Genomic DNA, 19,849 nt, shown 5'->3' with positions numbered 1-19,849 from the left:
ATGCCTCCTTATGCCCTGCCCGGCACCGAGGTCGGGCCCCGCCGCGCGCGGATCCTCGGCATCGGTGCGGTCGCGCTCGCCGCGGTGCTCGTCGTCGGCTGGCGGCTGCTGCCCGACAGCCGACCGGCCGACGAGATGCGCGTCGACCTGGTCACCGCGCAGGTCGGCGAGGGAGTCGGCGCCGGAACCGATGTCCGGCTCGACGGTGTCCGGGTCGGCTCGGTCGCCTCGGTCGCCATGGCCGGAACCGGCCGGCAGCGCATCGAATTGACGCTGCGCCGATCCCAGCTGTTCGGCCTCACCGACGCGCTGACCGTCGACTACGCGCCCGGGAATCTCTTCGGAATCACTGCGCTGCAACTGAATCCGAACAGCGGCGGCACTCGGCTGCGGGACGGCTCGACCGTGGATCTGAGCGATCGCGACGCCGACCGGGTGCGCGATGCCACCCTCGCCGCGCTGCTGGAATCCACGGGCCGGCTCACCGACGACGTGCTGACCGCGAAACTCACCGAGGTGCTGCGCACCACCTCGCACGACATCAGTGCCTTCACCCCGCTGCTGCAGGCGATCGGCACGACCGCGCGCTCGTTCACCGAAACCCAGCAACTCCCACCGTCGATGGTGTTGGGCCAATTCGGCTCGGCGCTGCACGGTGTGCCGGCACTGCTCGCCGGCGCGGCCGAACTGTTGCACGCGGATCTGACGAATCAGCAGCTCGCGACGAAGGAGAACGTCGATCGCTTCTCGGAGATGTTCAATCGGGTCCAGAACGAGATGCTGCCGGTGGCGACGGAAACCCTGTACACGGCGCAGCGAAATTTCGGCGGGCTGCTGCCGATCGCCGTCACGATGCTCGACCAGGTCGCCGGTTCGGTCTCCGACCCGCGGCGTTCGGAGAGCGAATTGCGTGAACTGCTCGACCGTCTCGGCGCCGGCTTCCACGACTCGCCCTCGGGCCCGGTGCTGAACGCCCGCGTGGATCTGACCACCGTCCCCGGCTTGGCGACGCCGCTGGCAGCCCTGCTCGCCCACCAGACCGGTACGGGAGGTCGCTGAATGTCGACCCGCGCGTTGTGGATTCGAGTGGCCGTGTCCGTGCTGGCCATGGCCGTCGTCCTCGTCGGGGTGTTCCGGTTGATCGAGCGTCCGGTCAGCGGCGACACCGACACCTACACCGCGATTTTCACCGATGCGAACGGCTTGCGACTCGGCGACGACGTCCGGCTCTACGGGGTGCAGGTCGGGAAGGTGCGCGGCGTCGACTTGGACGGAGCGCTGGCCCGCGTGCGCTTCACCGTCACGCAGGGCCATCCGCTCTACACCGAGACCAAGGTGGCGGTGCGATATCAGAACCTCACCGGTTTCCGGTATCTCGAGATCCAGCAGCCGGATCAGCCGGGTCCCCGCCGCCCGGCGGCAGCGGCCTTCGACACCGCGCACACGGTTCCGGCCTTCGACATCACCACCCTGTTCAACGGTTTGCAGCCGGTGCTGGCGCAGCTGTCACCCGACGATCTGAATCGGTTCGCGAGCAGTATGCTCGCCGTCGTCCAGGGCGACGGCAACGGCATCGGGCCGGCGCTCGACGCCATCGATATGCTGAGCCGGTACGCGTCCGACCGCGCACAGGTGCTGTCGGTCCTGGTGAACAATTTCGCCCAGGTTTCCGCGCATATGGCCGGGAAATCCGGCAACGCCATGCAATTGATGACGAATCTGACGGAACTGTTCGTCACCATCACCGACAAATTGCCCGGCCTCGTGCAATTCGGAATGGAAATTCCGCCGATGTTGCGCCCGCTGCTGGACCTGCTGGATGTCCTGGGCGTCACCGGTGAGAAGAACCGAGACCTGGACGCGCTTCTGCATCGTGTCCTTCCGAACCCGCGTCAGGCCGCCGATGTGCTGGGACGGCTGCCCGGATTGATCCAGACCATGACGACGACCATTCCCCAGACCGGGCCCGACGCGGCGATGACCTGCTCGCACGGGATCGCACCGGCGCCCGGACCGCTGGCCGTCCTGATCGCCGGACAGAGGATCACGCTATGCCATCGGTAGTCACCCCCGCGTCGGTCAGCGCCGCCCTGCGCACGCTCCGGCGCCGGATGTTCACCAGCCGCGACGAGCGCGGCGCCCAATTGCGCTGGGGCATCAGCGGAATAGTCGCGGTTCTCGTTCTGGTGGCGGCGATCGGCGTGATCGATGTCGTCGGAACCACGCCCGAGCGAACATATTCCGCCGATATCGCCGAGGCCGGTTCGATCCGCACGGGTGACGATGTCCGGATAGCGGGAATTCCGGTCGGCAAGGTGAAATCCCTGCGATTGCTTCCCGATCGGGTGCGGATGACGTTCACGGTGAAGGACGGGGTCGCCATCGGCGATCAGACCACCCTCGCGGTGCGAATGCTGACCCTCGTCGGCGGCTACTACCTGGCCGTACAACCAGCGGGATCGAACCCGTTGGGCAACACCGTCATTCCCGTCCCGCGCGTAATTCTGCCGTACAACCTCACCCAGGCTTTCCAGGACGCCGTCGAGCCCGTGCGGCGGACCGACGGTGACGCCATCCGCCGGGATCTCGCCGCACTGGCCGGTTCGATCGACAAGAGCCCGGACGCGCTCCGGCACGCCGGCCGGGCGGTCTCCGACATCGTCGCCATCATGGACCGGCAGAACGCGGACGTATCCCGGACGCTGGCGCTGACCGACGAATATCTGACGGCGCTGAACAAGAATTCCGACACCCTCGTCACCCTGATGCGGACCTTCGGCACACTCGAGAACGTCGTCGCGGACAATCGGGAACAGCTCAGCTGGGCGCTGCACGGCCTGGCCCAGCTGGTGCAGAAGCTGGTCCCGCTCGGACGGATCTGGGACGACTCGCTACGCGAACAGGCGCAGCCGCTCGTCGACGCGATCCCGAAGCTGCGGGAACTCGGCGACCGCATGGGCGCCCTGCTCGATTCACTGCACACCTTCGAGCAGCGCCTGACACCGCTGGTCCAGCCGGGCGGCGGAGTGAGCGTCGACCAGTCCGCCGCCACCGTCACCGGCATCTGTGTTCCGGTGCCCGGAGGGGGATGCTGATGCTGAGCAGGATTCTCGGATCGCGCGGCCTGATGTCGGCGGCGGTGGTGCTGGTGCTCGTACTGGCCGCGGGATTCGCCGTGACGATGAGCAGATCCGAACCGGCGACGCGCAGTTACTGCGCGCGGATGCCCGACAGCATCGGCCTCTACACCGACAGCGCCGTCACCGTCATGGGCGTTCAGGTCGGCAAGGTCACCGCCGTCGAGCCCGACAACGGCGCTGCCACAGTGCGTTTCACCGTACGCGCCGACCGCAAACTCCCGGCGGACGTCGGCGCGGTGACGGTCAGCCACACCATCCTGGCCGATCGCACTCTGGCGCTCATCGGCGCCGAACCCGCCGGAGCCGGTTGGGATCCGAGCCGATGCATCACCAAAACCCTGACGCCCAAGAGCATGTCGGAGACCTTCGACGCACTGGCGAAACTCTCGGATCAGCTCGACGCGTCCGGTGATCCCGCCCAGCGCACCGCCGTCGGTGACGGTCTCGACGCACTCGACCGGGCGACATCCGGCACCGGCGAGCAGCTCAACGCGCTCATCGGGCAACTCAGCCGGGCGCTCGCCTCCCCCGACGCGGCGATCGGACATCTCGGTCAGCTCATGGACGATCTCGCCGCACTGGCCCGTCGCGCCCGCAACGGATGGCCGGACCTGGAGAACATCGTGCCTCGGCTGACCCAGACCTTCTCCGATATCAACACCCTCGCGTTCCCGCCCGTGGCCGATCTCGTGACGGCGCTGGCCGGGCTGCTTCCGGAACTCAACGAGGTGATCATGAAGCTCGGCTCCCCCGCGCTGCGCGCGGTGAACGACATCCCCGGCCTGTCGAAGCTCATCGCGTCGGGAGTCGGCTCACTCGCCGAGATCATCCGCATGACCCCGGCCCTCGCCACCGGGTTCTCCGACGCGGTCGATCCGGTCAGCGGCGACTTCACCATCGGGTACGCGCCACCGAAACTGGCTCTGCCGCAGGCACAAACCGACCAGATCTGCGCGGCGCTGCGGGCGGTCGCGGGGCAACAGTGCGGGACCTCCAGCAATGGTGTGGTGACGGTGCCTGCACTTCCGGTTCTCCTGTCGGCGGTGAGCGCGAAGTGACACGACCCTCTGCGAAACTCCGCCGGATCTGCGCCCGCACGCTGGTCGCCGCCACCCTCGCGGCATCGGCCGGGGCCTGCGGTTTCCAGCCGGCCGACGTCCCGGTGCCGGGCACCGGTGTCGGCGGACCGACCTACCATCTGCGCATCGAATTCGCCGATGTTCTCAATCTGCCGCAGGGCGCCAAGGTCATCGCGGACGGCGTGCGGATCGGGCAGCTCACCCACATCACCGTCGTCGACCCGGCGCCCGCCACCGGCACGGCTCCGGCGCGCACCGGCTATGTGATCGCCGATGTCGCGATCCGCACCTCGGTCCGGCTTCCGGTCGGCACCACCGCCCAACTGCGGCAGGCGACTCCGCTCGGCGACGTCCACATCGCACTCACCGAACCGGCCCACCCCACGACCGGCGAGATCCGCCCGGATGCGACGATCCCGATCTCCGACACCCGCCCGCAACTTCCCATCGAGGACATCCTCGCGCAGCTGGCCACCTTCGTCGGCAGCGGCGCGGTGCACGACATCCAGAACATCGTGCAGAACGTGAACGGGATCATGCCCCCGAATCCGGCGGTGACCGCGCGGATATCGGAGGTCCTCGGTTCGGATCTCGGTGACCTTGCCGCACATACCGATTCGATTCACCAGTTGGTCAGCGGTATTCAGGCCACGGTCGACGAGGGCCTGCTGAATCACACGTCGACGTGGGATCCGCTGCTCACCCCGGACGGTGTGCAGCACACCACCGATGTGATTCGCGCCGAGATCGGTGTCGTCTTCGTCCTCACGGCCCTCGGCCCGTTCGCGCCGTCGACGAAATGGCTGGGGCCGGTGCTGGATTCGACCACGGCCGCCGCGCGCGCGGTGGTGCCGATGTTGTTCGGCAGCGCACCGCTCGACACCGGCTCCCCGTCGAATATGGCGACACTGACGAATCTGCTGCAATCGCAGATCATTCCGTTCGCCGAGCGCGGACCGAAGATCAACCTGGTCGGCGTCGCGATGCCGCCGTCCGCGGCCGTCGGCACGACACCCGAGCAACAGACCTCCCGCATCGTCGACACGCTGCGGATGATCGGAGCGGTCCGATGAGAATTCGATCGATCGTCTCGCTCACGGCGATCGCCGCCGTGCTCGTCTTCGGCATCGTCTACATGACGGTGGGCGTCCTGCACCTCGATCCGCGCAAGTCTTTCTTCACCGCCGATCTCCGGCTCGCCGAATCCGGTGGGCTGGGCCCGAATTCGCCGGTGCTGTTCGACGGGGTCGCGGTCGGCAAGGCGGAGACGGTACGCAAACAGGCCTCCGGCGTGCTCGTCCGGCTGAAGATCGACGACAAGTATCACATCCCGGCTACGAGCGAGATCCATATCGAACAGCTGTCGGCACTCGGCGAGCCGTACATCGAATTCGCCTCGACGAGCCCGGCTGGGCCGTATCTGCGTGACGGACAGACGATGTCGACCGAGCGGGTGCACCTGCCGATGAGCATCACGGCGCTGTCGACGCGGGCGGTACAGCTGCTCGAGCAGATCCACCCGGAGGCGGTGGCGCGGCTGGTCGACACCTTCGACACCGCGCTGAAGGGTACCGATCAGGCGATGCGCACGCTGCAGCACTCGTCCGACCTGCTGGCGGCCACACTGCTGAGCCGTACCGGCGCCATGCGGCAACTGTTCGCCGACATGCAGGCCCTCGGCGGGAACATGGACTGGCTGGGGCCCTCGCTGGAAACCGCCGGACCGCAACTCGGACTGTTCGGCACCATGTTGATCAAGATCGTCGAGGGCGGGTCCGTGCTGTCGAACAAACAACCCGTGGACAACTACTACACCGGCGACGGCCTCGTTCCGTTCCTCGGGCAACTGACCGAGCTGCTGAACAAGTTCGGGCCGGGGGTGGCGCCATTGGGCCCGGCCCTGCAGCCGGTCCTCACCGAAGCCGTGCACAGCTCGCCCCATATCGACGTCAGCGCGCTGATCAGCCAGGCGCTGCAGGGCGTCGATCCCGACGGGACGCTGCATTTCCGGATCGCCGTCAAATAGCCGAGTACCAGCCAGCCCGACCGGCAGGAGGAACGAACCGATGAGCACAGCAGTAGACGACAAGGACATCCGGGCGGCGGAGGCGGACAAGGACGAAAATTCCGGTGCCGCACAGCCTTCCGCGATCGCCGCCGACCGGCGGGCGCCGCTGACGATCGCCGTCCGGCTCTCCACCGCAGTGACCACCGCGGTGATCGTCGCCTTGCTGGCGGTCGGCATCGTGTTCGGGTGCCAGTACTTCTCGGCGCGTTCCACCCTGTCCGATCGTGACGCCGCGGCCGCCGGCGACAAACACGCCGAGGACATCGCGTCGAAGTACGCCGTCGGCGCGTCGACCATCGACTATCACGATGTGAAGAGCTGGATCGAGCGGTTGAAGGCCGGCACCACCACGCAGCTGGCGGCGAAATTCGACGCGACCGCACCGCAACTCGAGCAGATCCTGCTCCCGCTGCAGTGGACGTCGAAGGCGACGCCGCTGTCGGCCGCGGTGACCTCCGAATCGGACGGCATCTACAAGGTCAACGCCTACCTGGACGTGACATCGACCAGCGCGCAGACTCCCGACGGCGGTCGCACCACCGTGACCTACTCGCTCACCATCGACCGCAACGCGGACTGGAAGATCACCGACGTCGGCGGGTTGCAGAACGCCCTGCCCACCAAGTGAGTCGGGCGAAGGCCGCCGGCGGCGATAGGACACTATGAGCTGATGACCGATATGCCTGCCATGTTCACCGACGACGACGCCGGTCGGTACCTGCCCCGGAAGTGGGCGTACGGCCGCTGGGGCGCGGACATGCTCAGCGGCCCCGCCGTCTGCGCGGCCGCCGCGCGCACCCTCGAACGGGAACACGGGCTGGCCGGTTTCGTGCCGGCTCGATTCACCATCGACCTGTTCAAGGCGGCGAAGGGACAGCCCCTCGAGGTGCACACCGAAGTGATCCGCGCCGGGCGGCGGATCCACATCGCCTCGGCCACGGTGCGCCAGGGTGAGGTCGAGGTCGCGGAAGCGCGCCTGGTTCAGCTGCGCGCCACCGAGACCCCTCCGGGCGAGGAGTGGCATTCCGAGCATCCGTTCGCCCCACCCGCCGACGCCGGGGTGGATTGGTGGTACCGCAGCGACAACGACTGGTCGACGTCGATGGGCGACCACCAGAACTCCGGCCGCAAAAGCCTGTGGGCGGTGCCGCTGGGAGCGGTCGAGGGTGAGGAGCGCAGCGCGTTCGTGGAGGCCGTGGTCGCCGCCGAGTCCACCAGCCTGGTGACCAACTGGGGGTCGCAGGGCATCGGATACATCAACGCCGACCTCACCGTGGCACTCGACCGCCTGCCCGTCGGCGACCGGATCGGGCTGCGGGCCGAGACCCACCTCACCGCCAACGGTGTATCCGTCGGCACCGCAACGCTTTTCGATTCCCGCGGGCCGATCGGCACCGGCATGGTGACCGCCGTCGGCAACGCGGCCGCCCAGATCGACTTCTCCGCGAACGGGATCGACTTCTCCGAAGACTGAGGCGCCGGGCGATAATTCCGGCCCGATATCGGACGCGCCGCGCGTGTCGGGTTGACCACGCGACGGCCGGTTCCGACGATCGTCGGGGTGAGCCCGATCCGAAGGACGCCCGCTGCGCGGCGTCGGCGCTTGTGGCCGGTAGTGATCGTCGTCCTCGGTGTGGTGGCCGCACCGCCACCGGTGGCCACCGCGATCCCGGCGGACGAGCTGTGGTCCTCGACAGCGGAATCGTTCGCACCCGGCGATTTCCACGCCGCGCCGTATCTGGGCAACGGCCGGATCGGGACGGTACTGCCGCCCAGCGGCGGCGGCTACCACGACTACGGCGACGCGGCGCGGACCTCCTTCCCGCTGCAGCAATCCCGTTATACCGGAACGTATTTGGCGGGCTTCTACGCGCAGGCCGCACTGTCACCGGAATACCTCCGGTCGCCGCAGTACACCCAGGTGATCGCGGCGTTGCCCGCGTGGACGGATCTGGCCGTCGAAGTCGACGGTCACCGCTACGACGCGGACGTGGACCCGGCCACCGTGCACGACTACCGGCAGACGCTGGACTACCGCACCGCGACGGTGACCACCCGGGCCGACTGGACACCGGATCCCGAGCATCGGCTGCGGCTTCGCTACGACACCTTCGTCTCTCGCGACCGGCCGGATCTCGCGGTGCAGAGACTGACCGTCACACCCGAGCGCCCGGGCGAGCTCGCGGTCGTCGACCGGATCGACGGCGCGGCAGCGCGGCGGGTGGTCCCGGTGACGACGACGGCCGATCCGAGCAGCGGACGCACGGTGTCGGGAGTCCGCGCCGAGGGAACCTCCGATACGGCATTCGTGGTGTCGTCCGTCGATTCGCCGCCGCAGGCCGCGGGCACCGCGCTGCCCGGCGCCGACGGGATCCGCTATCTGCTGCCCGTCACCGGGAACGACAGCTACACCTTCACCGCCTACACCGGCATCTCCTCCACCGACTACGGATCCGATCCCCTGGCCGCCGCCACCGCCGCGGCCGAATCGGGCCGCGCCCAGGGGTTCGACGCCACACATTCCGCCCACGCCGCGCAGTGGGATCGGTTGTGGCAGCCCGCCATCGAGACTCCGGGGCGCACCGACTACACCCGATGGATCCGCGCCGCGCTGTATTCCGTTCTGGCCAGCGTGCGCGCGGGCGAGCGCTGGTCGGTGCAACCGGCCGGACTGTCGTCCGACGACTACGGGGGCATGACGTTCTGGGATGCCGAGACCTGGATCTTCCCGACGCTGCTGGCGCTGTATCCGGACCTGGCTCGCACCGTGGTCGAATTCCGCGCCGCCGCACTTCCCGCCGCCCGGGCCAACGCCCGCGGCTACGGACTGCCCGGTGCGCTGTATCCCTGGGACGACGGGCCCGCGCAGCGCTGCGCCTCCCCGATCGGCTGCGGCCTGACCGAGGAACATCTGCACAACGAGATCGCCCTCGCCCAATGGCAGTACTACCTGGCCACCGGCGACAGCGAATGGCTGCGCACCCGTGGCGCGCCGGTGATCACCGCGATCGCCGACTACCTGACCGCGCGGATCGGGCCGAAACTGCCCGACGGCGCCTACCATTTCGCCCCGGCCGCCGGATCCGACGAGTACGTCGCCTTCTCGGTCGACAACGCGCTCACCAACGGCGGCGTGCGCAACACGATGGACATCGCCGCCCGGGCCGCCGCACTCTCCGGTCTTCCCGTCGACCCGCGCTGGGCCGATATCGCAGCGCATATGGCGATGCCGCCCGATATCGCGCCCGGGGTGCCCGCCGAATATCTCGGCTACACCGGCGCCCCGATCAAACAGGCCGACACGGTGTTGCTCAGCTACCCGTTCACCTACGCGGCGCCCGGCTATTCGCCGGCCGCGACCACGCGGTACTACTTCGACCGCACCGATCCGGACGGCCCGAATATGAGCAACAGCGTCGGCGCGATCCTCAGTGCCCGTTACGACCCCTGTCGCACCCAGTACTACCTGGACCGATCCGTGCAGCCGTATGCCCGCGAGCCGTACGGATTCCAGGCCGAGGCGCGCGGGGACCGGTCGGGTGCCAACGCGCAGGGGCAGTCGGCGTGGATCTTCGTCACCGGTGCCGCGGGATTCCTGCAAGGACTGCTCTACGCACCGCTCGGATTGCGCTGGACCGAGGGCGGCCCGTCCATCGATCCGATGCTGCCAGGCGGCTTCCCCGACGGCCTGACCATTCGCGGCCTGGCGATCGGCGCCGCCCGGACGACCGTTCATATCACGCCCGCGAACACCACGCTGACCCTCACCTCGGGCGACCCGATCACCCTGCAGACGCCGGGTGGCTCCGTCGAACTGGTTCCCGGACAACCCCTTTCGATCCCCACCCGCGCCGCGTGCTGAGACGTACAGCGGATGTGCGACGGGGCCACCGGCGGGCCCCTCGCGACGGAGCGGCCCAGGTGAGCGGTGCGCGGTTGCGCGATGCGGCAACCGCAACCACCATCGCCGGTGTGCAGAACCACTTCGACCTCGGCGACCCGCAGCAATGGGTCACCACACTGCGCCGCAACGCGGCACCCGACACCGCAGTCGTCCCGCGCTCGCCGAGCGCGCGGACGCGGGAGCACACCGCCGCCGGCCGGTCGCGGCCGGCCGGTGAACGGCACGAGCGCGGGAGGATCGCCGCATGAGCGCCATCGAGCAGGTCGCCGATTCGGTGTACGTGGTGGCCGGAACCAACGTCAACTGGTCGCTGATCACCGGCGATTCCGGCGTGGTCCTCGTCGACGCCGGCTATCCGCGCGATACCGGCGCGGTACTCGATTCGCTTCGCCGGATCGGCCACGAACCGGCCGATCTGGTGGCGATTCTGCTGACCCACGCCCATCTCGACCACATCGGTGCCATCCCCACCCTGGTCGAACGCACGGGTGTGCCCGTCTACACGGGCGCGGACGAGGCCGCGCACGCGCGTCGCGAATATCTGCAGCAGATCACTCCCGTGGACATGGCCCGCCAGCTCGGCACTCCCGGTGGACCGCGGTGGGTGTTCCAGACACTGCGCGCGCTGGGCGGCCACGTCCGCATGAGCGTCCCTACCGCCACCAGCTACGACGAGAACACCCTGCGGCAGTTGCCCGGCGGTATCGTGGCCGTCCCGACGCCGGGGCACACCACCGGCCACACCGCCTACCTCATGCCCGACGAGGGCATCCTCTTCAGCGGCGACGCCCTGGTCACCGGCCATCCGCTACTTCCCGACACCGGACTCCAAGCACTACCCGAGGTCTTCAACCACGACGAGACACAGACCCACACCACCGCGGAATCCCTGATCGCCCACCGGCCGCGGCTGCTGATACCGGGCCACGGAAAACCCATGGCCCGCTGATCTCACCGGCCCAGCCGATTTCACCGGCCCGGCTACACCCGGGCCGGATCCCGGGTCTGCGCCTTGGCCGCTTCCCGGGCCAGGATGCGCGCCCGCTGCTCCTCGAAGCGCACGACGTCGCGGCCGAGCTTGTCGAAATAGTCGGCGAGCTCCTGGCGGGCGCGCTCGCCCCGCTCGGTGAAATCGGTGCGGCCGAAGACATTCCAGTGCCGCAGTACCGGATTGAGCACCTCGTCGAGATGCTGGCGCAGATCGTAGATGCCGTGCTTGACCATCAGCACACCGTTGCGCCGCCAGTTCGGCATTCCGGTGCCGGGCATGGCGAAATTCTTCGCGATCTCGGTGACCGATTCCATCGCCTGATCCGGCGCCAGATCGAACGCCGCCGCCGCGATCGACCGGTAGAAGATCATGTGCAGATTCTCGTCGGCCGCGATCCGCGCGAGCATGTGGTCGGCGATCGGATCGCCGCACACCCGGCCGGTGGAGCGGTGGCTGATGCGAGTGGCCAGCTCCTGGAACGTCACGTAGACGACCTGGTCGAGCATGCCGTGGAAGTACTCGGGCGCGTGCACGCCGCGCGTCATGTGCACCATCCGGTCCTGCTCCAGCGCCACCGGATCGACCCCGCGGGTGACCACCAGATAGTCGCGCATGGCGATGGCGTGGCGGTTCTCCTCGGCGGTCCAGCGCCCGACCCAGGTGCCCCAGGCGCCGTCGCGGGAGAAATGCTCGCTGATGGTCCGGTGATAGGAGGGCAGATTGTCCTCGGTGAGCAAATTGGTGATCATGGCGACCTTCGCCACCTCCGACAGACGAGACTGTTCGGGATCCCAATCGACACCGCCGAGTGCGGCGAAATTGCGGCCTTCGTCCCACGGCACATAATCGTGCGGATGCCATTCCTTGGCGGTGGCCAGATGCCGGTCCAATTGGTCCGCGACGACCGGCTCCAGTTCGGTGAGCAACTGCAACTGCGTCAAATCCTTTGGCATGCAATTCCTTTCGAGAAGGTAACCATCGGGTTTACGACACACAAGGGCGATCCGAGAGCAGTGTTGCGCGGCGATACGCTACCCGTCGACCTATGGTTGCCGGAAGTTTCCGCCGCTGTGTCCCCGGTTCGAGAGCGCCGATCACGTCGCACACCGATTACATGCCCGCCGAATCAAACCTAAAGTCCGGACAATTCGGACGTGACATACTCCTCTTCAATTAGTTAGCCATCGCAACTATATTATCTGGAGACCCATTCCGTTTTCCTGTCGATGAGGGAGAGAACTTGGCTTCCGCCCAACCCGCCGAGGACCTGGACGCCTCCGACATCCAGACCGTCGGCCGCCGGCTCCGGGTAGATCACGACCACCCGCACTACAAGTGGGTGGCACTGTCGAATACGACCCTCGGCATGTTGATGGTCACGATCAACTCGTCGATCGTGATCATCTCCCTGCCGGCGATCTTCCGCGGGATCCACCTCGATCCGCTCGAACCCGCCAACGTCAGCTACCTGCTGTGGATGCTGATGGGCTTCATGCTCACCTCCGCGGTGCTCGTGGTGATGTTCGGCCGCCTCGGCGACATGTTCGGCCGAGTGCGCATCTACAACCTCGGCTTCGTCATATTCACCGTCTGCGCGATAGCGCTGTCGTTCGATCCGTTCGATCTCGGCGGCGGTGCGATATGGCTGATCGCCTGGCGTGTGGCGCAGGGTGTCGGCGGCGCGATGCTGATGGCCAATTCGACGGCCATCCTCACCGACGCCTTCCCGGCCAGGCAGCGCGGCATGGCTCTGGGCATCAACCAGGTCGCGGCGGTGGCCGGTTCGTTCCTGGGTCTGCTGATCGGTGGTCTGCTGGCCGAATGGGACTGGAAGGCCATCTTCTGGGTCAGCGTGCCGTTCGGCATCCTCGGCACCATCTGGTCCTACAAGTCGCTGCACGACAACGGCGCACGCACACCCGGGTCGCTCGACATCCCGGGTACCGTCACCTTCGCCCTCGGCCTGACGGCGCTGCTGGCCGGTATCACCTACGGCATCCAGCCCTACGGCGACTCCAAGACCGGCTGGGGCAACCCGTGGGTGCTGACCGGAGTCATCGGCGGCATCGTGCTGCTCGTGCTGTTCTGCGTCATCGAGGCGAAGTCGCGCCAGCCCATGTTCCACCTGAGCCTGTTCCGCAACCGGACCTTCGCACTGGGCAGTTTCGCGAGCCTGATGGCCTCGATCAGCCGCGGCGGCCTGCAGTTCATGCTCATCATCTGGCTGCAGGGCATCTGGCTGCCGCTGCACGGCTTCGACTTCGAGTCGACGCCGCTGTGGGCCGGTATCTACATGCTGCCGCTGACCATCGGCTTCCTGGTCTCGGGACCGCTGTCCGGCTATCTGAGCGACCGTTTCGGCGGGCGGTTGTTCGCCACCGGCGGCCTGTTGCTCGCCGCGATCACCTTCGTCCTGCTGATCGTGATCCCGGTGAACTTCAACTACTGGCTGTTCGCGCTGATCATCCTGCTCAACGGCCTCGGCATGGGCATTTTCACCTCACCGAACACCGCCGAGGTCATGTCCGCGGTCCCGGCCTCGCAGCGCGGCGTCGCCTCCGGTATGCGCGCGACGCTGATGAACGGCGGTATGGCGCTGTCGATCGGCATCTTCTTCTCGCTGATGATCGTCGGCCTGTCCGGCACCCTGCCCGGCGCGATGAATTCCGGGCTGAAGGATCAGGGCGTCCCCGCCGACGTCGCGGGACATATCGCGGATATGCCGCCGGTCGGCAGCCTGTTCGCCACCTTCCTCGGCTACAACCCGTTCAAGGAATTGCTCGGCCCGAGCGGCACATTGGACAAGCCGGGGGTGCACGCCGATGTGCTGACCGGCCAGGAGTTCTTCCCGCACCTGATCTCCGACCCGTTCCACTCGGGCTTGGTGGTGGTGTTCCTCGCCGCCGCGGTGATGATGCTGCTCGGTTCGATCGCGTCCTGGTTCGCCCGCGGCGACTACGTCGAACACGAGGCGCAGGAACTTGCCGAAGCGGCCGGCGCCGGTCTGATCACCGATGCGGACGCCGAGGCCGAAACCGGCCGGCCGGCCACCAACGGACATGCCGTACCCGCCGGTCGCCACGCGCTCGCGGCCACCGCGGTGATGCCCGCGGCGGCTCCGCCCGCCCGGTCGCAGCGTTCGATCACCGGACGCGTGCTGCGCACCGACGGTCATCCGCTCGACGGTGTGGCGCTGACGCTCATCGATCAGCAGGGACATCAGGTCTCGCGGGCCACCGGTGATCCGCAGGGCGGGTACGTGATCGATCCGCCGGCCCCCGGCAGCTACGTGCTGATCGTGTCGGCCCGCGGACAGCAGCCGACCGCGGTCACCGTCTCGGTCGACGGCCGGCCGCAGCGCCTCGACGTCACACTGCACGGTTCGGGTGAGTTGTCCGGCTTCGTCCGCGCGGCGGGCCGAGCGGTTCCCGACGCGACCGTCACTCTCACCGATCTGCGTGGCCAGGTCGTCGGCGCGGCGGTCACCGATGCCGACGGCGGATACCTGTGCTCGGGTGTCGTGGGCGGTACCTACACACTGGTCGCGGTGGCCGCGCATCTGCGCCCGGCCGCCATGACGCTGACCGTGCCCGACAGCGGCGTCCTGCACCACGATGTGGAACTGACCCCGCTGGCCGTGCTCACCGGCGCGGTCCGGGCCGGCGACCGGGCGGTGCCCGACGCCCTGGTCACGGTGCTCGACGAGACCGGCGCGGTACTCGGCACCGCCCGCACCGACGGCGACGGCCGCTACACCGTGACCGACCTGACCGAAGGCACCCACACCGTGGTGGTTCGCGGCTACCCGCCGCGCGAGGGCCGGGTCGAGGTCGCCGGCGGTGCGGTCGAACACGATGTGCGACTCGGCTACGACCTGCCCTCCGGCAGCGACGCCACCGAACCGGACCCCTCGGAACCGGCATACGACCGGGACTGACCGAGATCGGCCGAGATCGTCGGCCTCGGCGTGGCTCCAGCACAGTGCGGTGCTGGGGCCACGCGTGTTTCGGCGCGAGGAGACGACACGGCAGGGATGCCGATCGCCCTCTCGCTCCGAAATGTATTGCGTAGCAACCTGATTAGCCGAACATTTTCGGGCAGGACGCGACATCGGCGCGGCACTGCGGATTTCTGGGTCGACGGGCGCCTCGGATCGACATTCCCCATCCAGGCCACCTGCGGAGCAGAGGGCATGCGGCGGCGATGAAAGTGCCCTGAACGCCTGTCCCCGTTGATCTTCGGCACACTCCGCGGGGCGCCGAAAAATGGCCGCTACCTGCGCGGAACGATTTCCGCCTCAGCAAACTCGACCGGACACCCGGCCGCCGGTGCCGCAGCCACTGCTTGTCACGGCACGAAAAACGCCGTTAAGCTCGAGTTTGCCAGAAAGATGCTGAGACTGAAGCCCCCTGGCCACCGAGTTCGCCCGCGTGTAGTCGACTCGAGGATGGACCGACATGACCTTCCTTGCCCTCGGATATCTGCGCAGAGATGTCTCGCGACGGCACCAGCATTGGGACGAGTCCCAAATCCGATGGCTGGCAGGGCGTCTGGGCTACAATCTGTGCAAGACCGTGGCACTGAGCAACCGCACCATCGATCCGATCCAGCAGTTGATCGACGCGGTGGTGCGCCTCGATGCCGAGGCCGTGGTCGTTCCGAGCCTCGACCACTTCGCCGACCGGGTGATCCCCGCCGATCTCCTCGCGATCACCGACGTCATCACGGTGACCCCCGAACACACCTATGCGCGCTGGGCCGGCGGCGAACTACCCGAATTGCACGGCATCTGATCGGCCCGGAAAAACCCTGGTGCGCAATCCGTCCGGCTTCCGTCCATCGGAGTGCGGGCGAATTGCGCCACCGGGGTTCGCCGGCGGAATCAGCTGCCGGTGATCTGCTCGTAGTAGAAGAAGTGGTGGCCCTTCGCATCACAGGAGAAGCTGCCGTGGAACCCGACCGCACACGTCGACCCGGCGTGCGAGACCGCGGGTCCGGCCGTCGGCCCGGACCCGGCGCTCTGGCCGTAGGTCGAGATGTCCGGATTGCCGCCGGGCAGGGTATGCGGAGTCCCGGCATCGAACCCCGGATGCGCGGGCGCCCACGGCACGTCGATGACGACCTCGCGGACCGGGAAGGGCACCGGCACCGACACATTGCCGCCGAGCTGGATGGACATCCACGTCGGATCGGCGAGGTCGCATCCCACGCTGCCGTCGTCGGCGATCGAGCAGTTCAACCTCCCCGCGGAGAAGTACACGGGCCCGGGAGTGTCGGCGCCGGCCACGCCGCCGAACGCCAGCGGCGCCGCCGCACCGGCCATCGCCAACGTACGCACGATCCATCGTTTCACGCTGCCTCCTTGGGTGTGATCATGTTCCTGACGTACCCATCGCCCCACCGCCACAACCCATTACGGCGCGCCGCGCCTGTCCCGACCGGCTACCGGACCCGATCCATCTGCGTCAGGTACTCGTCGAGGCGAGCCGCGCCGGTCACGAGATGTCGGCTGCGGGTGATCAAGCGGTCCTGCCACGCATCGAGAAAGGTACTCAGCGCCTGCGCGCCGCCCGCCGCGCGCAACGACTCCAGGAACTGCGCGACCTGCGGGAGCAGATAGCCGCCGCGACGCAGTTGCCTGGCGATTTCGGCGTCGCGCACGCAGTCCGGGCCGTACCGGCGATAGCCCGTCACGCGGTCGCGTCCGGGGCGCAGGATGTCGTGAGTTTCCCAGGTACGCAAGGTAGCCGGGTGTACCCCGAGCCGGCGCGCGAGCTCGCCGACGGTCAGGGGCGGGCCGGGAACCGGTGTGGGCGCGGCGGACAGGCCGCTCAAGGCCGCGGCGACTTCGGTGCGAGTGCCGCGTTCGGTCAGCAGCGCGACGTGTGCGGCGTCGATGAGCCGGTAGGCCGATTCGAGGTCGCCGCGATGGATCGAGCGCATGATCTCCGCGGCCTGCCGATGTCCGTGCCCGGTGCGAAGGGCGAGGAATGCGCGCAGCGCCACCGCGTGCAGCACGGTGTAGCGGCGATACCCGGCGTCTGTGCGCTCGGCCGGCGGCAGGATGCCCGCCTCGTCGTAATTGCGGATCGCCTGAGCGGACAATCCGTGTTCGCGGGCGAGATCGACGGGTCGCAGGACGTACCTCCGTTTGAGACTTCTACGGGTGTTTTTGCAGCTCGCTTCGGCAGAAGTTTCACCCGAACCTTCAACGATAGTGTCGAAGCTATTCGCTGCCGGAAAGGGGTATCCATGTCCACTGCCACCACACTGCGTGCCATCGGCCGCCCACTCGACGACCCGGTGAACCTGGGCCGCACCCTCGACGAACTGCTCGCCGCGCGCCCTGAGGCCCCGGCCCTGCTCGGCCTCGGCGAGCCGACACACGGCATCGCGGCATTTCCGTTGCTGCGCAACGATATTCTGGCCCACCTCGTGCAGCGGGGATTCCGGTCGATCGCGCTCGAGGTCGACTTCTTCGCCGCCACCCGCGTCGACGACTACGTCCGCGGCGCCACCGCGGATATCGACGAGGTCCTCGCCACCGGGTTCAGCCACGGCTTCGGCGCGATACCGGGCAATCGCGAACTCGTGGAATGGCTGCGCGCCTACAACACCGGCCGGTCGCCGGGGGATCGCGTGCACTGCTACGGATTCGACGCGCCGGTGGAGATCTCCGCGGCACCGAGTCCGCGACATGCGCTGGCCGCGGTCGCCGACTCTCTGCCCGCGGCGCTGCGACCGGCGTCGGCAGCCGACCTCGACGCCCTGGCCGGTGCGGACGCCGACTGGACGAACGAGGCGGCCATGTTCGACCCGGCCGCCTCCATCGGCAATTCCGACCGGGCCCGTGCCCTGCGCATCGTCGCCGACGACCTCGCCAGTGCCCTGCGCCGCGCGGGTCCAGGGCTGCGGCCGGCCGATCCGTCCGGCTACGACCGGGCGGCCGACCATGCCCGCACCGCACAGGGTCTGCTGCGTTATCACGCGGCCATGGCGACCCCATCCACCGATCGCCTCGGCGACCTGCTGAGCCTGCGCGCCGAGATGATGGCCGCGAATCTGCTGACGATCGTCGAGCGGGAGCGGCATCGCGGGCCGAGTCTCGTCTTCGCGCACAATGCCCACCTCCAGCGCGCGCACTCCCCCGGTGAGGAGGCGCCCGGCTGGGGCGGAGCCGGAGCCCTCGTCGCCCTCACCCTGGGAGCCCGCTACACGGTCGTGACGACCGACGGCGCCCCCGCCGCCGATCCGGCCACCCTCCAGGGCGTGCTGGCACGGGCGACGACGCGCCGAACCCTTTTTCCCACAAGCGAATTGCGCGAGTACCTGCCCTCCGCGATCGCCACGGGCGAACCGATCGTCCTCGGCCACATCCCGCTGCGCCGCGCGGATCTCGACACCGCCGACGCCACCGTCTTCATCACCGACACCGACGGGAAACAGGTCCGCTACTGGTAGCGGAACCTTCGGGTTCGAATCCGAACCGCAGGCCACCCCGGCCCGGGACCGATACCTTCGAGCGAATGTTGTCGCCGTAATCGTCGCGCGGGACGGAGGGGCCTGCCATGACATCGCCACCGGGACCGGGAATCGATGAGCTGCACCGCAGCGTCGTGGCGATGGTGGACGGGTTCTACGCAGTGGTGCCGCCGTATCCGCGGCTGCCGGAATCGTTGGTGGCCGCGGATTTCGCGCACGGGGTGAAACTCAACGTCGACCTGTTCTTCCGCTATCTGCGCACCGGGATCGAACCGGGCGAGGACGACACCGCCGATATGGTGCGGCTCGCGGTCGAACGGGTCCGCGACGGTGCGGGGGTCACCGATGTCCTGGACCGCTACCGGCTCGGGGCGGCGTTCGTCTGGGATCGCCTGCTCGACTCGGCGACGGCGAGCGACCGCGAACTGCTGCTCGGGGCGGCCGCGCCGCTGATGCGCTATCTCGGCCTGCTCACCCAGCGCATCGTGGCGGCCGCGGCCGACCGCGCGCACGATCCCCACTATGAGCTCATGGAACACCGGCGCGCGGTGACCGACGCCCTGCTCACCGGGCGTGATCCGCAGCAATGGCCCGGGCGGACCACCGTCCTCCCGCAGATCGCCCCCTTCATGCTGAACCTGTTCGGCAAACCCGTCGGTCGGTAAGGGAATAGCAGGATCACACCACGGGGCCTCGCCGGAGCGCTCAGGACAGGATCGAGTGGACGTGGCGGTCCTGGAGGGCGTCGTGGGTGTGGGCGGCGAGCCAGGCGGCGAAATCCGTGTGGGCCGAGGATGTTTGGTCGAAGAAGCCGGCGCTGACGAGGGTGTCGTCGCGCTCGATGACGACGTCGATCGTTTCCCCGCGCTGGGTGACCGCGAAGGCCGCCGCGGGGGTGCGGAGGAGGTGATGACGGCGTCCCGCGTCCGAGGGGCGGATATCGCTGAGCGTCGCCGCGACGATGTCGACGACGTTGTCGTGCCGGCGGCGCAGGCGGCGCGGCACATCGGTGACGACCGTGTGCACGGCGAGAATCAGCTCGGCGAGATCGTCGAAATCCACCGTGACCGTGGGTACATGGCGCGGTTCTGCCGTCACGACCACCACGCCTCCTTCCTCGAACCTGGGGCGCTGCCATCCCATACCGCTCAGTCTGCCCCGCCGCGGCGAGTGCGTCAGTCGGCA

The 19,849-nt window shown here is 68.2% G+C and carries 19 protein-coding genes and 1 pseudogene; 16 read left to right on the top strand and 4 right to left on the bottom strand.

The features are described 5' to 3' along the window. From A5789_RS27935 to A5789_RS27885, 11 genes are all read left to right on the top strand, one after another. Positions 1-1,059 carry an MlaD family protein gene (locus A5789_RS27935; protein WP_064901344.1) on the top strand — a complete coding sequence of 353 codons (1,059 nt, stop codon included), beginning with the start codon at positions 1-3 and terminating at the stop codon, positions 1,057-1,059. Continuing rightward, positions 1,060-2,064, top strand: coding sequence for an MlaD family protein (locus tag A5789_RS27930; protein WP_063012825.1), 1,005 nt, complete (start codon positions 1,060-1,062; stop codon positions 2,062-2,064). Next, entirely contained in the window at positions 2,052-3,095 is a 1,044-nt protein-coding gene (locus tag A5789_RS27925; RefSeq protein ID WP_227462957.1) for an MlaD family protein, read from the top strand. Before A5789_RS27930 ends, A5789_RS27925 begins: the two co-directional genes overlap by 13 nt. Further along, positions 3,095-4,198 carry an MlaD family protein gene (locus A5789_RS27920; protein WP_227462958.1) on the top strand — a complete coding sequence of 368 codons (1,104 nt, stop codon included), beginning with the start codon at positions 3,095-3,097 and terminating at the stop codon, positions 4,196-4,198. The genes A5789_RS27925 and A5789_RS27920 overlap by 1 nt, the downstream gene beginning before the upstream one ends. Next, entirely contained in the window at positions 4,195-5,292 is a 1,098-nt protein-coding gene (locus A5789_RS27915; RefSeq protein WP_227462959.1) for an MlaD family protein, read from the top strand. Before A5789_RS27920 ends, A5789_RS27915 begins: the two co-directional genes overlap by 4 nt. Further along, the gene (locus A5789_RS27910) at positions 5,289-6,245 is read left to right on the top strand and encodes an MlaD family protein (RefSeq protein WP_064901350.1); all 957 of its coding nucleotides are present in this window, start codon (positions 5,289-5,291) and stop codon (positions 6,243-6,245) included. Before A5789_RS27915 ends, A5789_RS27910 begins: the two co-directional genes overlap by 4 nt. Positions 6,246-6,285: 40 nt before the next feature. Continuing rightward, entirely contained in the window at positions 6,286-6,915 is a 630-nt protein-coding gene (locus A5789_RS27905) for a hypothetical protein (RefSeq protein WP_064901352.1), read from the top strand. A gap of 42 nt (positions 6,916-6,957) precedes the next feature. Continuing rightward, complete coding sequence (locus A5789_RS27900; protein WP_064901354.1) at positions 6,958-7,761, top strand: acyl-CoA thioesterase domain-containing protein; 804 nt, start codon at positions 6,958-6,960, stop codon at positions 7,759-7,761. 129 nt (positions 7,762-7,890) lie between these two features. Further along, on the top strand, positions 7,891-10,149 hold the full coding sequence (locus A5789_RS27895) for a glycosyl hydrolase family 65 protein (protein WP_146098733.1): 2,259 nt from the start codon (positions 7,891-7,893) through the stop codon (positions 10,147-10,149). A gap of 59 nt (positions 10,150-10,208) precedes the next feature. Further along, entirely contained in the window at positions 10,209-10,439 is a 231-nt protein-coding gene (locus tag A5789_RS27890) for a hypothetical protein (protein ID WP_063012837.1), read from the top strand. Then, positions 10,436-11,140, top strand: coding sequence for an MBL fold metallo-hydrolase (locus A5789_RS27885; RefSeq protein WP_063012839.1), 705 nt, complete (start codon positions 10,436-10,438; stop codon positions 11,138-11,140). The genes A5789_RS27890 and A5789_RS27885 overlap by 4 nt, the downstream gene beginning before the upstream one ends. Positions 11,141-11,172: 32 nt before the next feature. Here A5789_RS27885 and A5789_RS27880 read toward each other — a convergent pair whose 3' ends face one another. Next, positions 11,173-12,135, bottom strand: a complete 963-nt coding sequence (locus tag A5789_RS27880) for an acyl-ACP desaturase (RefSeq protein WP_064901358.1) — start codon at positions 12,133-12,135, stop codon at positions 11,173-11,175. Between the two features lie 287 nt (positions 12,136-12,422). On the opposite strand from A5789_RS27880, the pseudogene A5789_RS38115 reads away from it, so the two are divergent. From A5789_RS38115 to A5789_RS27870, 3 genes and pseudogenes are all read left to right on the top strand, one after another. Next, positions 12,423-14,141 (top strand): annotated as a pseudogene (locus A5789_RS38115) (MFS transporter); the annotation flags it as partial. A gap of 144 nt (positions 14,142-14,285) precedes the next feature. Beyond that, positions 14,286-15,119 carry a collagen binding domain-containing protein gene (locus A5789_RS38110; RefSeq protein WP_227462965.1) on the top strand — a complete coding sequence of 278 codons (834 nt, stop codon included), beginning with the start codon at positions 14,286-14,288 and terminating at the stop codon, positions 15,117-15,119. 520 nt (positions 15,120-15,639) lie between these two features. Then, complete coding sequence (locus A5789_RS27870) at positions 15,640-15,975, top strand: hypothetical protein (RefSeq protein ID WP_063012843.1); 336 nt, start codon at positions 15,640-15,642, stop codon at positions 15,973-15,975. 89 nt (positions 15,976-16,064) lie between these two features. On the opposite strand, the gene A5789_RS27865 is transcribed toward A5789_RS27870, so the two are convergent. After that, positions 16,065-16,535 (bottom strand): hypothetical protein, encoded by a 471-nt coding sequence (locus tag A5789_RS27865; protein ID WP_030513711.1) that lies wholly within the window; start codon positions 16,533-16,535, stop codon positions 16,065-16,067. An 89-nt stretch (positions 16,536-16,624) separates the two neighbouring features. After that, positions 16,625-17,320 (bottom strand): MerR family transcriptional regulator, encoded by a 696-nt coding sequence (locus A5789_RS27860; RefSeq protein ID WP_064901411.1) that lies wholly within the window; start codon positions 17,318-17,320, stop codon positions 16,625-16,627. Between the two features lie 114 nt (positions 17,321-17,434). Between A5789_RS27860 and A5789_RS27855 the strand changes: the two genes are divergently transcribed. Both A5789_RS27855 and A5789_RS27850 read left to right on the top strand, forming a co-directional pair. Next, positions 17,435-18,643 (top strand): erythromycin esterase family protein, encoded by a 1,209-nt coding sequence (locus A5789_RS27855; RefSeq protein WP_063012912.1) that lies wholly within the window; start codon positions 17,435-17,437, stop codon positions 18,641-18,643. A gap of 107 nt (positions 18,644-18,750) precedes the next feature. Further along, positions 18,751-19,329, top strand: coding sequence for a hypothetical protein (locus A5789_RS27850; RefSeq protein ID WP_064901360.1), 579 nt, complete (start codon positions 18,751-18,753; stop codon positions 19,327-19,329). Between the two features lie 40 nt (positions 19,330-19,369). Here the strand turns inward: A5789_RS27850 and A5789_RS27845 are convergent, their stop codons facing one another. After that, complete coding sequence (locus A5789_RS27845; protein WP_146098734.1) at positions 19,370-19,762, bottom strand: hypothetical protein; 393 nt, start codon at positions 19,760-19,762, stop codon at positions 19,370-19,372. Positions 19,763-19,849 lie beyond the last annotated feature (87 nt).

It is taken from the genome of Nocardia sp. 852002-51101_SCH5132738, from assembly GCF_001665695.1.
GTDB lineage: Bacteria > Actinomycetota > Actinomycetes > Mycobacteriales > Mycobacteriaceae > Nocardia > Nocardia nova.
This window is presented reverse-complemented; position numbering and strand designations above follow the sequence as displayed.